At 27.2% G+C, this 12,470-nt stretch carries 15 protein-coding genes; 7 read left to right on the top strand and 8 right to left on the bottom strand.

The genetic code is table 11. From position 1 onward, the window contains the following. Window positions 1-15: 15 nt before the first annotated feature. The 6 genes from IPK18_02965 to IPK18_02940 form a co-directional block, all read right to left on the bottom strand. Window positions 16-468 carry a hypothetical protein gene (locus IPK18_02965; GenBank protein ID QQR98506.1) on the bottom strand — a complete coding sequence of 151 codons (453 nt, stop codon included), beginning with the start codon at window positions 466-468 and terminating at the stop codon, window positions 16-18. Between the two features lie 16 nt (window positions 469-484). Beyond that, window positions 485-1,342, bottom strand: coding sequence for a trypsin-like peptidase domain-containing protein (locus tag IPK18_02960; protein ID QQR98505.1), 858 nt, complete (start codon window positions 1,340-1,342; stop codon window positions 485-487). A gap of 213 nt (window positions 1,343-1,555) precedes the next feature. Beyond that, window positions 1,556-2,311 carry a hypothetical protein gene (locus IPK18_02955; protein QQR98504.1) on the bottom strand — a complete coding sequence of 252 codons (756 nt, stop codon included), beginning with the start codon at window positions 2,309-2,311 and terminating at the stop codon, window positions 1,556-1,558. 293 nt (window positions 2,312-2,604) lie between these two features. Then, on the bottom strand, window positions 2,605-3,249 hold the full coding sequence (locus IPK18_02950; protein ID QQR98503.1) for a hypothetical protein: 645 nt from the start codon (window positions 3,247-3,249) through the stop codon (window positions 2,605-2,607). Window positions 3,250-3,289: 40 nt separating this feature from the next. Further along, window positions 3,290-4,126 carry a hypothetical protein gene (locus IPK18_02945; GenBank protein QQR98502.1) on the bottom strand — a complete coding sequence of 279 codons (837 nt, stop codon included), beginning with the start codon at window positions 4,124-4,126 and terminating at the stop codon, window positions 3,290-3,292. Window positions 4,127-4,239: 113 nt separating this feature from the next. Next, entirely contained in the window at window positions 4,240-4,941 is a 702-nt protein-coding gene (locus tag IPK18_02940) for a response regulator transcription factor (protein QQR98501.1), read from the bottom strand. A 409-nt stretch (window positions 4,942-5,350) separates the two neighbouring features. Between IPK18_02940 and IPK18_02935 the strand changes: the two genes are divergently transcribed. From IPK18_02935 to IPK18_02920, 4 genes are all read left to right on the top strand, one after another. Then, complete coding sequence (locus IPK18_02935; protein ID QQR98500.1) at window positions 5,351-5,752, top strand: hypothetical protein; 402 nt, start codon at window positions 5,351-5,353, stop codon at window positions 5,750-5,752. Window positions 5,753-5,757: 5 nt separating this feature from the next. Further along, the gene (locus IPK18_02930; GenBank protein ID QQR98499.1) at window positions 5,758-6,048 is read left to right on the top strand and encodes a hypothetical protein; all 291 of its coding nucleotides are present in this window, start codon (window positions 5,758-5,760) and stop codon (window positions 6,046-6,048) included. Between the two features lie 94 nt (window positions 6,049-6,142). Further along, entirely contained in the window at window positions 6,143-6,664 is a 522-nt protein-coding gene (locus tag IPK18_02925; GenBank protein ID QQR98498.1) for a hypothetical protein, read from the top strand. A gap of 10 nt (window positions 6,665-6,674) precedes the next feature. Beyond that, entirely contained in the window at window positions 6,675-6,851 is a 177-nt protein-coding gene (locus IPK18_02920) for a hypothetical protein (GenBank protein QQR98497.1), read from the top strand. 108 nt (window positions 6,852-6,959) lie between these two features. Here the strand turns inward: IPK18_02920 and kdsB are convergent, their stop codons facing one another. Both kdsB and IPK18_02910 read right to left on the bottom strand, forming a co-directional pair. Further along, on the bottom strand, window positions 6,960-7,649 hold the full coding sequence (kdsB, locus tag IPK18_02915; protein ID QQR98496.1) for a 3-deoxy-manno-octulosonate cytidylyltransferase: 690 nt from the start codon (window positions 7,647-7,649) through the stop codon (window positions 6,960-6,962). Continuing rightward, complete coding sequence (locus IPK18_02910) at window positions 7,646-8,992, bottom strand: nodulation protein NfeD (GenBank protein ID QQR98495.1); 1,347 nt, start codon at window positions 8,990-8,992, stop codon at window positions 7,646-7,648. The genes kdsB and IPK18_02910 overlap by 4 nt, the downstream gene beginning before the upstream one ends. Window positions 8,993-9,075: 83 nt before the next feature. Between IPK18_02910 and IPK18_02905 the strand changes: the two genes are divergently transcribed. The 3 genes from IPK18_02905 to hemA all read left to right on the top strand — a co-directional run bounded on the left by IPK18_02905 (window position 9,076) and on the right by hemA (window position 12,465). Beyond that, window positions 9,076-10,062 carry a LysM peptidoglycan-binding domain-containing protein gene (locus IPK18_02905; protein QQR98494.1) on the top strand — a complete coding sequence of 329 codons (987 nt, stop codon included), beginning with the start codon at window positions 9,076-9,078 and terminating at the stop codon, window positions 10,060-10,062. Between the two features lie 32 nt (window positions 10,063-10,094). Then, entirely contained in the window at window positions 10,095-11,123 is a 1,029-nt protein-coding gene (locus IPK18_02900) for a hypothetical protein (GenBank protein ID QQR98493.1), read from the top strand. 97 nt (window positions 11,124-11,220) lie between these two features. Next, window positions 11,221-12,465 (top strand): glutamyl-tRNA reductase, encoded by a 1,245-nt coding sequence (gene hemA, locus IPK18_02895; protein ID QQR98492.1) that lies wholly within the window; start codon window positions 11,221-11,223, stop codon window positions 12,463-12,465. The last annotated feature ends 5 nt before the right edge of the window (window positions 12,466-12,470 follow it).

Below are 12,470 nucleotides of genomic sequence, written 5' to 3'. Positions count from 1 at the left end.
TTACAATTCTAATTATTAACTACTTTTTGCTGTAATGTTTACATCACCATGACCTGTAACTGTGTCGCCACCTTTAATAAAAGAAGAAAATGCAATATCAAATGGTTCTTCTCCACTAATTTTAATTGTTACAATAAAATATAAAGTATACTCTTCTCCAGTAACAAATGGTTTGTATTGTATTGAAAATCCAATATTGCCTTCATCTAATTTTAATACACCATCAGTTTGATTTGATTGAATAGTGATAGAAAAATTGTGTTTGTTGGATTCTAATTTATTTTGCCAACCTTCATCATACTCTGTTATGGTTATGTCATCAATATTAATTTGTCTGTTTTGCTTATCTGCCCATTGTATGAGATGTACTTTGAATTCTTCTTCTGAAAGAATTTCAGGATTTAGTGTTAGTATACCATCAAGTTCAACTCCTGCTGGTAAAATTGTTTTGTTTTTGTACTTTGCCATATTAATAGTTTTAAAGTTATAAATAATTAATTATATTTTTTATTGGTAATATGTATATGCCATTTTCTTTCTCTAATTTGAACTTTCTATATTTGAGTTTTCTAAATACTTCTGTTTTTTTATTAGTTTTCTTTTTTACATATTCAAAATCTCCACTACCGCCGAAAATAATTCCTATTATTTCATGATTGGAATTAAATACAGGAGAACCACTATGTCCATTAAATGCTGATAAACTAGAAATGTAATAACCTGTTTTTTTAGTTTCTTTTGCTTCTAATTTACCATAGCTTTTATATAATGGCATTCCATACGGATATCCTTGAGTATAAATATTATTATCGATTTCAATTTCTGTTTCCGATAATTTCCCAATTTGAATAGAACTTTGCTTTTTATCTAATAAATTATTTTCATCTTTAATTTCAAGAATAACAAAATCATGCGGATTTGTTTTTGCATTGTAAGTGTCATTATATACACCTACAATTTTAAATATTTCTTTTGTTGCTATACTATGATTATTATGCATATCATCATAACCAAATACAACGCTAATTTTTGTAAATAGCTCATCTAAAGTAGATGATATAGTCTTGATTAATCCATATTCTAATACATGTCTTGCTGTAATGATAAGTTTTTTACCGTTATTATTACTAATAAGAAAGCAAGTAGGTAAGCTGTTTTTTATTGATGGTAAATTATACAAGGATGAATTGATAAGTAGATTATACTTTTTGCCAAAAGTAGTAGTATCAAGTGTTTTATATTTTTCGTCATAGGTATCAATGATACTATTGTTGTCTACAAAAATTGCTGTACAACTTTTTGTTTTTTTTAAGTTTCCATAGTTCTTAACACTAATTGCCATAATTCAATAGTTTTATTTACTAAATATAAAGAATAAAATTTATTTTCTGAATATAAAATTATCTCACAATGAATAACTTATATCTTTGTTGTCTTTGTTAATATATTTGTTGTTTTTGGTAATAATAACAACGACGTTCTCCATATTAATTGTGTAGTAAAAAAATAGTGTATAGCATTTGATTGCTATACACTATTGTTGTAAAATATTAAATTAATTAAGTAGAGAGCAATCAACTCCATTCCATGCATTTGCAGCTTGAGTAAGTGAAGCATCATCTATATTGCAATTTTTCATTTGTTGTAATAGTTGCATAGCTGCTGCTTTTACAGCATTGCAATTACTATTTGTTGGATTGTTTTGAAATGTAGTGGTTAAACTTATCAATTTGTTTGTAGCTGCTTGTATATCTGCTTCGCTACAATTTCCAGTTTTATTATAAATACATTGAAATTTTATATTTTTTGGCGTACACCAGTTTTGCTTGTTTGCTTTTGCTTCTGCTTTTGTTTTATTTTTTGGTATTTTGCAGAATTGCACAGTTACTTGTCTTTGAACTGGAGTACCAGGAAAAATACAAAAACCTATGTATTTCTGTTCTTCTTTTATGAGATCTGAAATTCTTGAAGCAATGGAACCGTACTCATCCAATTCCAGTTCAAAATAATCATCAGAACCATCAACTTTAAAATATGCTATTTTCTTATCTTCAATTCCTTCAAAAGTTACATCAAATGATGTTTTATTTTCTTCTACAATAATTTCATCTGTATATATTTCTATACTTGTTCCATATTCTCCACCATCAGGTACTGGTATATTTCCTTTTATTCTACTAGCACCTTCGATTGTAATCTTTTCACTTAATTCTTGAGCAGAAATTGTTGCTTCTTTTTCTTTTTTGCAAGCTACAAATATGAATAAGATAGCTGTGATTGTTGTAATGATTAAATACGTTAATTTTTTCATGATAATTATTTTTATTTGTTAATAATGAATTTTATTTTTCTCTAAAATTTGATAATTTTAAACCCACAAGGATTCCAGGTCTTCCTTTGCCAACTAATATGTCAGCATATACTCCAAATTTCTTTACGAAATTATAACTTGCGCCTACTCTTAAACCTCCGTTAAAATTGAATTTACTCGATGAAGAAGATGATGAACTATAACTATATGTCTCATCTGATTTAATATTTATTGAAGAAATAGATGGCGTTAAAAGTACTCCTGCATATAAGGATGCTTTTTGTTTTTTATTTTTAAAGTTGGTTGAAGTAATAAACAGCACCTATTGGTAACCAATAAGTAAACATAGAATACTTATATCCAGAAAATTTTTCTCTATGATAATTAAAACCAAAACCCCAAGTAATTGCAATGTTTTTTGCTATAGTAACATCAGTTAAGAACATAATTGTTGGAACTGTTGATTTTCCTATATTCATTAAATTTATTCCAAAAGAGACAGACCTGTCGGCTGTTGATTTAGCATATTCTTTTAAAAATTCTTTATCTTTTCTTTGTTCTTTAGTTGGTTTTGCTACAAATTTATTTTTGGGCATAAATGTGATTGCTAAATCTACAGGAGCTTTGTTTTTATTTTTGCTTGCTGTTGTATTACCTTCTGTAATTAATATCTCTTGGTTTGTATTTGATATTTTCTTAGCAGTTTCAAATGTTTCTCTTGTGCCATTTTGATAAATAATCATGAAAATATCTGTTTTGTTTATAGTATAAATTGGTCCATCTAACATTTCCCATTTTTTATATTTAATCTCAGAACTTAATACTTCTGTTATTTTTGATTTAAGTTCAGTTTTATCATTCTTAATTATTAGGTCTTGTGATGATACTCTACATAATATCATAAACAATAAGGTACTTAATACAATTAGTCTTTTCATAGAATATAATTTTAATTTGTTTTTTTATAATATTTTTTATTTATTTTGCTAATTCTTTTATCTTTTCAACAAGTTCTTCATCTATCTTCCATGTAAGTTTTTCATCGATGATGTATTTGTATAGTTTTTTCCAATTTTCTTCTGTCATCTTGTTATTTTTTGATAACTTATTTAGTTCTTTATATATTGGATCTATATTGAAATACTTTGGATACTTATCATATAATTGTTCTAAATAATTAGCAGCATTTTTATAATCTTTATCTATTAGAAACTTAATAGTCTTTTGGTAGTTTTTATATGCACCATTATTTAAGTCTAATTCTTGTAGTTCTATTTCTGCTTTTATTTTTTTTGTCTCAGCATCTGTTTTCTTTATTTCAACTTCTTTATTTTTTGTCTCTGCATTTATTTTTTCTGCTTCTGCTTTAATAATTTGGCTAATAGCAATTGTTTTAGATGCTGCAATAATACTATCAAATAATTCTTTATATCCAGGTGCAAGTGGCTTATTTCTGTTATTGATATTCATTTCACTAAGTCTAAACAATGCATCTCTTAGGATATTTACAGCAACAGTTCGTTCACCAAGCGAAAATGCTTTATTGGCGATATCAAGTTTTTGTTCTACATCTACTTTATCTGAAGTTTTTACTTTATTTAGGATGCCAAATGTTTTTTCTAAGATCACATCAGGTGGTGGCTCACTCAATGTGTAAGTTCTGTTTGAATCTGCATCATAGATAAAATGAATAACTCGTTTGTCGCCTTTTAATTTTATCGTTTTGGCATTTAGTTTTTCAGAAGACACCATTTTGGTTGTTGTACAACTATACCATAATAATGTGCTGATTAGAATAATAAATAAGTTTTTCATAGTTTAAATAGTTTGTTTTTTTATGTATAGTAATTATAGTTTTTTGATTTCTCTGTTGTTTTTCTCAAATATATATTTTAACATCTGTTTTATAAATAGTTATATTTAATGAATTATGTGAAATGATGTATAGGTGTTGTCAAACCTAATTCAATTGCTTTCCTAACTAATCCATGACTTGATTTAACCTCTAATTTTTTGATTAAATTTTGACGATGTGTATTAATCGTATATACTGACACATGTAATAAATCTGCGATTTCTTTAGTTGTTAAATCATGGTATAAATACTTGAGTATTTTTTGCTCTGAATAAGAAATATGTTTTATTTTGGTATTAAATTCAATCTTATTTTTTTTAGGAAGCCTATGGTTTTCTTCTAAAATGGTTAATAAATATTTTGGTTTTTGATGTGCTTCATTAAACATAATTTTTGAAATACTATAAATGTCTTTCCAATGTATTCTATCCTTACTGATAGTTAAATACATTATCAAGACATTAGTAGATTTTTGATGTATATGTTTGAATACTTCTCCTAATGTTGTAAAATTATTTATGTGAATAATATTAAAATATAATGATACTAAGTTATTATTATGATAAAAATTACTATCTAAATCTAAATAAGTTTTTAAAGCGTCATTAACTATAATCAAATTAAACTTAGTAGTGTCATGAAGTATAATTTTATATGTAGATTTGTTTATGTAGTTTAAAATAATTTGTTTGTCTTTTGATAAATCAAATGTATGACTAGTAATATTCTGTTCTAGTAGATGATTGAAAATTATATTGATTTTCTCTGATAGCATTGGATTGTTTTGCAATGCAAATCTGAATTAAATATAGAACTTAAAAAAAAACTTATTTTCATGTTTTTTCCTTGATTCTTGTCAAAAATAGTATAGTAATTGTTTTATATACTATTGATTATAAGTATTTTGTGTTTATTTTTAATATGTATTTCTTTCCAATAAATAGTTATAAATAATGATATTTGAAGATGTAAATTTGTACTATTTCTACAAAATTTATACTAAGCATACATGTATTATTAAAATTATACAGAATAATAGAGTCATTTTTTTTGCTTTTATCATTTTCATGAATGACTTTTAAAAAAGAATATTTTTTGTTTTTTATAAATAAATCAATTTTAAAAATTAAATTAGTAGATGAATTTAGATATTATTTACACCATAATGAATATATAAAAATACCATGAATACATTTAGCAAAAGAGCAGTAGTAGGTTTATCAAAAATTGGAGATATTTATTTGCCACAAAATGGTGAGTTTCCAAAATATAGTGATGTGGCAGACACAAGCAAATTAGATATGCTGATAGAAAACGCACCCAAAGAAGATATAGAAGCATTGAATATGGTGTTGGTTATTTTTTCTTTTGTACCATCTTTTATAATTAAATTCTTGGTTCATCAATTTACAAATGCCATGTCAAGTAAAAGTGATGGTGTTGTTGCATCAAATCTACGTCAATTAAATATGGGCTTGCGTGGTTTATGTTATTCAACTTATTACTCAGAGTTTAACAACGAAAATTATAAAGGCAAAACACCATTGCAAATTTTAGATTATAGTTTGAATAGGGTAGAAGATTAATTTTTTTGGAACAATTATTTCTATACATACTATTCATTGCGCTTGCTGTTATTCAATTTTCTTCAGCATACTATGCAAAGAAAAAGAATAATCCAAAAATCAGAGGGATAGTATTTGGTGTAAGCATGATATTATTTTATACACCAATTATTTATATGTTTCTGTATGGTTATTTCAACAAAATAGAGACATTTGGATTTAGAGAACTAGGTTTGTTGATCTTAGCAGTATTCGGATTAGTGATTCCATTATCTCAAGTTTTATTCTCATTATATTATTATATAAAAGAAGACTAATTCAAATTAAAGTTTTTTATTTTTCTACATTATCTGAATCTTATAAGACTAAGAACTACTTGCAAAGCAAGAGCAAATTTTGTATATTAGTATTGTGAAAAATCAGAAAGGGATAAAACTTGATTTTGAAATTGATAAACTAACAAACTCAATAGAGAATGTAAGGTCAGGTGATAGTTTTCCTACTGAAATTTCTGTTTTGACAGTAACTGAAGTGAAAAATTTAACTAAAAAAGAAGGTTGGCAATTTAATTGGATTTCTGAGCTGAGAAACCCAACTAGAGAAGTATATAAATTGACAATTGCAAATAATCCAAATATTATCCAAGGGCTTATTAGTTTAGAAGTAAAATCAGACCATGTTTATATGCATTTAATTGAGAGCGCACCATTTAATATAGGTAAAAACAAAACATATTTGGGCGTTTCAGGAAATCTTGTAGCATTTGCATGCAAACTTTCATTTCAACGTGGTGGAGAAGGCTATGTTTCATTTCTATCAAAGACTAAACTTATTGAACATTATGAAAGAAATTTAGGAGCAACACATTTTGGTGGACATAAAATGGTAATAACACCAGATGCTGCATTGAAACTAACAAATAAATATTTTTAAATTGAATTTTATGGGAATAATTAAAGAACCACTTGATGTAGATTTTGTTGTTGATCCAAGACCATTGACTAAAGAAGAAGAGCAAGCAATAAGTAACTTTATTCGTGCAGACAAAGAAAAACGCAAGCAAAAAGAAATAAAAAAAAGAAAAATTACGAATAACAATAGAAAGAAACAAAATGTCTAAGATGACAATTTTTGAAAGTTATTTAAGTTGTAGAATATTCAGGTTGTAATTATTTTGCACACTATGCATAAATCTTCTTGATAATTTATAGTAAAATATTAAATGTAATTAATTCAAATCACTCATTATATCAATGCTTTTTGATGAATAGCTGGTAAGTTGCACTTTGATATTAATATTATTATCTAACCAACGTAGTTGCTCTAAATTATTTATCATTTCATTTTCTGTTGGTTTTAAATTTTCTATTTCTATTAATATATCTTTTCTAAAAGCATAAATGCCAATGTGCTTAAAAAAATAATTATCTTTTAAATGTACTTCTGCTCTAGTAAAATTTATTGCATTTACATTGTCATCTGTAATGCATTTTACAATATTAGCTTGCTGGTTCAATGCCAAGTTATATTCTTTTTTTATTTGCGTTGCAATTTCAATTTTATGCTCGATAATAAAATTACACAATTCATCAATTTGCTCAGCTTGTATAAAAGGTTCATCGCCTTGTATATTCACAACATAGTCATATTCTTCTTCTAAATTTTTCACAACTTCAATACATCTACTTGTGCCATTTTCATGCGATGATGATGTCATTATGACATTGCCATTTATATGTTTTATAGAATTAAAAATATAACTACAATCTGTTGCTACAACAACATTGTTCAATAATTTTGCTTGTGTACACTGTTCGTACACACGTTGTATCATCGTTTTTCCATCAATATTGATTAATGGTTTTCCAGGTAATCTTGTTGATGCAAACCTTGATGGTATAATGCCTAATATTCTCAACTATGTTTTACTCTTTTTACTTTAATAGAATAACCTTCTACTTTAGTAACTACTACATGTTCGCCTTTGCTGATAAATTCAGCATCAGCAATAGCATCATAGATATTGTCTTCAATTTCTACTTTTCCAGATGGTCTTAAGTCTGAGATGGCAGCACCAATTTTTCCTATCAATGCTACTTGCGATTGTTGTTTTATTGTAAAACCTTCTTCAGATTTTTGGTCAGTGCTTAGCACCATTTTGTTGAGTATTGGAAAATTAAATATAGAACCACCAAATGCAAATAGTAAAATAAATGATACAAGTAATGTTATTGTTACTCTAAATAATACACTACCTATTGCGTCCATAATTCCATTTGGCAAACCATATTGTGTATTATTGATTAAACTCAAAGTCAAACCAGCTATGACTAAAATAATTCCAGCAATTCCTGTTATACCAAATCCTGGAATGACAAATATTTCTAGCAATACTAATAACATACCTAAAACAAAAATTAAAATTTCCCAATTTGCAGCTAAACCTTCCAAATACAAAGGTGCAAAATAAGCAACTGCGCCAATGATGGCAATAATTGTAGGAAACCCAATGCCTGGTGCTTTCAACTCAAAATAAATACCACCAATTATCATCATAATTAAAATAGAATTGATAAATGGATTGAGTAATATTGAAATGATTTTATCAACTGCTGTAATCTTATGTTCAGCAATATTTTTTTCATGTGCATCTATAAGTTTCAAAATGTCAGATTTTGAATTTATAATAGCATTGCAATAATTATATCTTAGTGCTTCTTGTGATGTGAACGTCAGAATTTTTCCTGTGTCTTTAATTCCAGATACAATAACATCTTCATCAACCATAGCTTCTGCAATTTTCGGATTTCTGCCATTGGTTTCTGCTGTGCTACGCATTAATGATCGCATGTAAGATTGATATTTGTCTGGCGCTCTTTCACCATCTTGATTGACAACAGTTGCTGCGCCAATGCTTGCACCTTCTATCATATAAATACTATCACATGCAATAGAAATCAATGCACCAGCTGATGCAGCATTATTATTTATCCAAACAATGGTTGGTATTTTTGTATTTAATAGTTTGCTTCTTATTTCGTCAGCGGCATCTAGCAAACCACCAAATGTATTTAAGTCTAATAAAAAATAATCAGCTTTTTGTTTTTCAGCTTCATCCACAGCATTCTTTACTAATCTTGCTGCACCTTTGTCAATTTCTGCATGTAGTTTTAAGTAATAAATATTTTTTTCTTTTGCAAAATTTGCTTGAATATTAACAAATAAAAAAAATATTAATGTAAAGAACTGGATTGTTTTCATATTGCACACGTTTGTTGATAAATTGCACTACAAAATTAATTAAAATAGGCATAAAATTTGCACTAAATAAAAATAAAAAATTGATGCGTACATTATACATTTGTTGCTTTCTGCTTATATCATTTATTAACTTACACTTAAATGCTCAAAACTTTCTGATTCACAAGGTAAAACAAGGCGAATCACTCTATGCTATTGCAAAAAAATACGCAGTCACTATAGATGCTATTCACAAAAATAATCCATCATTGTCTGGTAATAATTTAAAAATAGGAACAGAACTAAGAATTCCAAAAAAGAAGACAACACCTACAACAACTAAAACGACTCCAACAACAACATCAACAAAGAATGTAAATACACCAACTAAACCAAATAATAATTTTGATACAATTTTACATCAAGTTAAGCCTAAAGAAACAATGTACAGCATTTCAAAATTATATGATGTAAATATTGATGATATTAAAAAATGGAATAAGTTGTCAAGCTCAGATTTAAGTTATGATGCCATTATAAAAATTATAAAACCTAAGACAACAACAGTTAAAAGTAGTTCTGCAACAGCAATACTAAACCAAGAAGAAACAAAGAAAATTGAAGAAAAAATAAATAAAAAACCTACAGAAACAACTCAAAATGTTACAAAACCAGAGATAAAAAAACAGGAAACAATAAAACAAGAAGACATAAAAACAGCCACGACTGAAGTGCCTAAGCAAGATGAAGAAAATAAACAAGAAGTAAAATTATTACCATTATCTGAACAATTTGCAACACAAAAAAAAGAAAATGAAACTGTAGTTAAAAAAGCAACTGGTGCTCCAATGAGTACTAATGATCCAAGTATAAATAACACATTTTTTGCATTGCATAAAACAGCAAAAGTTGGTAGTATAATAAAAATAAAAAACTTAGAGAATAATAAAACAAGCTACGCAAAAGTAATTGGCACTTTGCCAGATATTGACGAAAATAAAAATGTACTGATTAGATTGTCATTGGGTGTGCGAAAAGCAATAAACATGGGCAATAGCAAAGCATACTTAGAAATGGAATTTATAGAATAGAATAATATAAAAATTCTATCTATTTTTGCAATATGCAACTCAATAAAGAAGAAGAAAAAATTGCACAAAAACTCATAGATTTTTGGTCTGATGAACAATACATTTCTGATGATGTTGCCACTAAGCTAAAATCTTCTTTAACAGTTAGAAAAACAAATTGGCGTTTATTAGCATATTATGCATTTATAGTTGCTGTATGTTGTATTATTTTATCAGTAATAGTTTTGCTTGCAGATAAACCAATTCGTTTATTTATAGAAAAACTACTCAGTTTATCAAACTTTGGAATTAGCGTACTCACATTTATAATAAGTGTAGTGTTGTTTTATATATCAAATCATAGAATTCAGAAAAAACCACATACTACACTATTTAATAAAAGTGTTTTGCTAGTAGCATCATTTTTTAGCATCATCGCTATTTCATTTTTAGGCAAAGCATTGAGCCTTGGCAACAATAATATACATTATCTGTTCCTTTTCGCAAGTATATTATATATGTGTATTGCCATATTTTTTCAATATCAATTTTTGTGGGTAATAGCCATCATCATGTCAATTTTGTGTTATATTACATTTACCTATAATTATCAAAATACAAATGGATATTTTCTAGGAATGAATATGATTATCAGAAATATGCCTTTCGTTATAATTCTACTGTTAAGTTCTAATTTAATTGCCAAACAAACATACACCAAACAATTCTATGAAGTACATAAGAAAACAGTTTGGATATTTCTATTTTTCAATATGTGGTTAATTTCAATTTTCGGAAATACAGTTTTTGTAGACAGATGGTTAAATACATCACAATTGTATATGCTTCCATTCGCAATTGTGAGTATTGCATTTTGCATCATTGCTATGTTTTATGCACTCAGAAGACAAAATGTGTATGTAGCCAACTTAGCACTTATTTTTTTAATTATTAATTTGATTAGCAGATACTTCGAATATCTCTGGAAACCATTACATAAATCAGTATTTTTCTTACTATTAGCTATTATTTTTGCTGTAATAGGTTGGAAATCAGAAAAATGGTGGAATTTAAACAAATAAATAACAATCTTAATTTTTTGTTACTAGAATTCAATATGACAAATATCATTTTTGAGTTACTATATTTTTTTGCATCTTTGCATTAGAAAAATAGTACGTGAAGCAATATAAAGTTGTAACCATAACGCACAAAACTACAAAAGTTAACAGATTGAAAGATTATCTGCTAACTGATGATGATGATACAGACTATCCAATCCATAGAGTAGAGCAATTAAAATCTACATTCCAATTAACAGAATTATTATACCTAAATACTTGCAATAGAGTTACTTTATTCTTTACTTGCGATTATAAATTGAATGAAGAATTTTTAGAAAGATTATTTTTATTCATAAATCCATCTTTAAACAAAGAACTAATACAATTACACGTTTCAAAAGCAATGGTGTATGAAGGCAAAGATGCCATCAGACATTTATTTGGTGTAGTTGCTTCTTTAGATTCTTTGGTTGTTGGCGAAAGAGAAATTTTAGGACAAATAAAATATGCTTATCAAAAAGCAAAAGAATTTAATTTGTCTGGCGATAGCATCAGATTAGCAATTGAACAATCTATCGTATTCGCAAAAAAAATTCATACAGAAACAAAAATTGGCGAAAAACCAATTTCAGTAGTGTCTTTAGCTTATCGTTCTTTGTTAGAAAAAACATTAAACCCAAATTCTAAAATTATCATTATAGGTGCTGGACAAACCAATAATTTGATGGCAAACCTTTTAGTGAAAAATCATTACGAACAAGTTACAGTGTACAATAGAACACTGAGCAAAGCAGAAGATTTAGCATCAAGATTTAAAGCAGGAAAAGCAATGCCATTGGAGTCATTGCCAAACCATCAAGAGTCGTTTGATATTATTATTTCATGCACTGGTTCAAATCACACAATTTTGCATGAATCTATATTTAATAAAATTCATCCAAACAACAATAAAGTAACTATTGTAGATTTGGCAGTACCACAAGATATCGACAAAACAATTACGCAACTTCCTTTTGTAGAATATATTGATATCGTTTCTTTAGAACAAAAAGCAAAAGAAAATTTACAATTCAGAAAAAATGAAATGTATAAAGCAGAAGCCATTTTGGAAGATTTTATCAACACATTTGCTGAGCTTGTAAAAGAAAGAAAACTAGAACTTGCATTGTCAAATATTCCATCAGAAGTAAAAGAAATAAAAACTATTGCTTTAGAAAAAGCATTCAAAAAAGATATCGATACATTAGATGATTATGCCAAAGATATCTTATACAAAGTGATGGGCTACATGGAAGAAAAATATACTGCATTACCATTTAAGGCATCTAAAGAAAGTTTGCTTAATCAATTTAATGCTTAATTGTT

Source organism: Sphingobacteriales bacterium, assembly GCA_016699615.1.
GTDB lineage: Bacteria > Bacteroidota > Bacteroidia > Chitinophagales > JADIYW01 > JADJSS01.
The sequence above is the reverse complement of the archived record's forward strand: the minus strand, read 5'-3'. Positions and strand labels throughout refer to the sequence as shown.

Coding starts and splice junctions, on each gene's coding strand:
- IPK18_02965 (QQR98506.1), bottom strand. CDS start 468: ATGGCAAAGTACAAAAACAAAACAATTTTACCAGCAGGAGTTGAACTT.
- IPK18_02960 (QQR98505.1), bottom strand. CDS start 1,342: ATGGCAATTAGTGTTAAGAACTATGGAAACTTAAAAAAAACAAAAAGT.
- IPK18_02955 (QQR98504.1), bottom strand. CDS start 2,311: ATGAAAAAATTAACGTATTTAATCATTACAACAATCACAGCTATCTTA.
- IPK18_02950 (QQR98503.1), bottom strand. CDS start 3,249: ATGAAAAGACTAATTGTATTAAGTACCTTATTGTTTATGATATTATGT.
- IPK18_02945 (QQR98502.1), bottom strand. CDS start 4,126: ATGAAAAACTTATTTATTATTCTAATCAGCACATTATTATGGTATAGT.
- IPK18_02940 (QQR98501.1), bottom strand. CDS start 4,941: ATGCTATCAGAGAAAATCAATATAATTTTCAATCATCTACTAGAACAG.
- IPK18_02935 (QQR98500.1), top strand. CDS start 5,351: ATGAATACATTTAGCAAAAGAGCAGTAGTAGGTTTATCAAAAATTGGA.
- IPK18_02920 (QQR98497.1), top strand. CDS start 6,675: ATGGGAATAATTAAAGAACCACTTGATGTAGATTTTGTTGTTGATCCA.
- IPK18_02910 (QQR98495.1), bottom strand. CDS start 8,992: ATGAAAACAATCCAGTTCTTTACATTAATATTTTTTTTATTTGTTAAT.
- IPK18_02905 (QQR98494.1), top strand. CDS start 9,076: ATGCGTACATTATACATTTGTTGCTTTCTGCTTATATCATTTATTAAC.
- IPK18_02900 (QQR98493.1), top strand. CDS start 10,095: ATGCAACTCAATAAAGAAGAAGAAAAAATTGCACAAAAACTCATAGAT.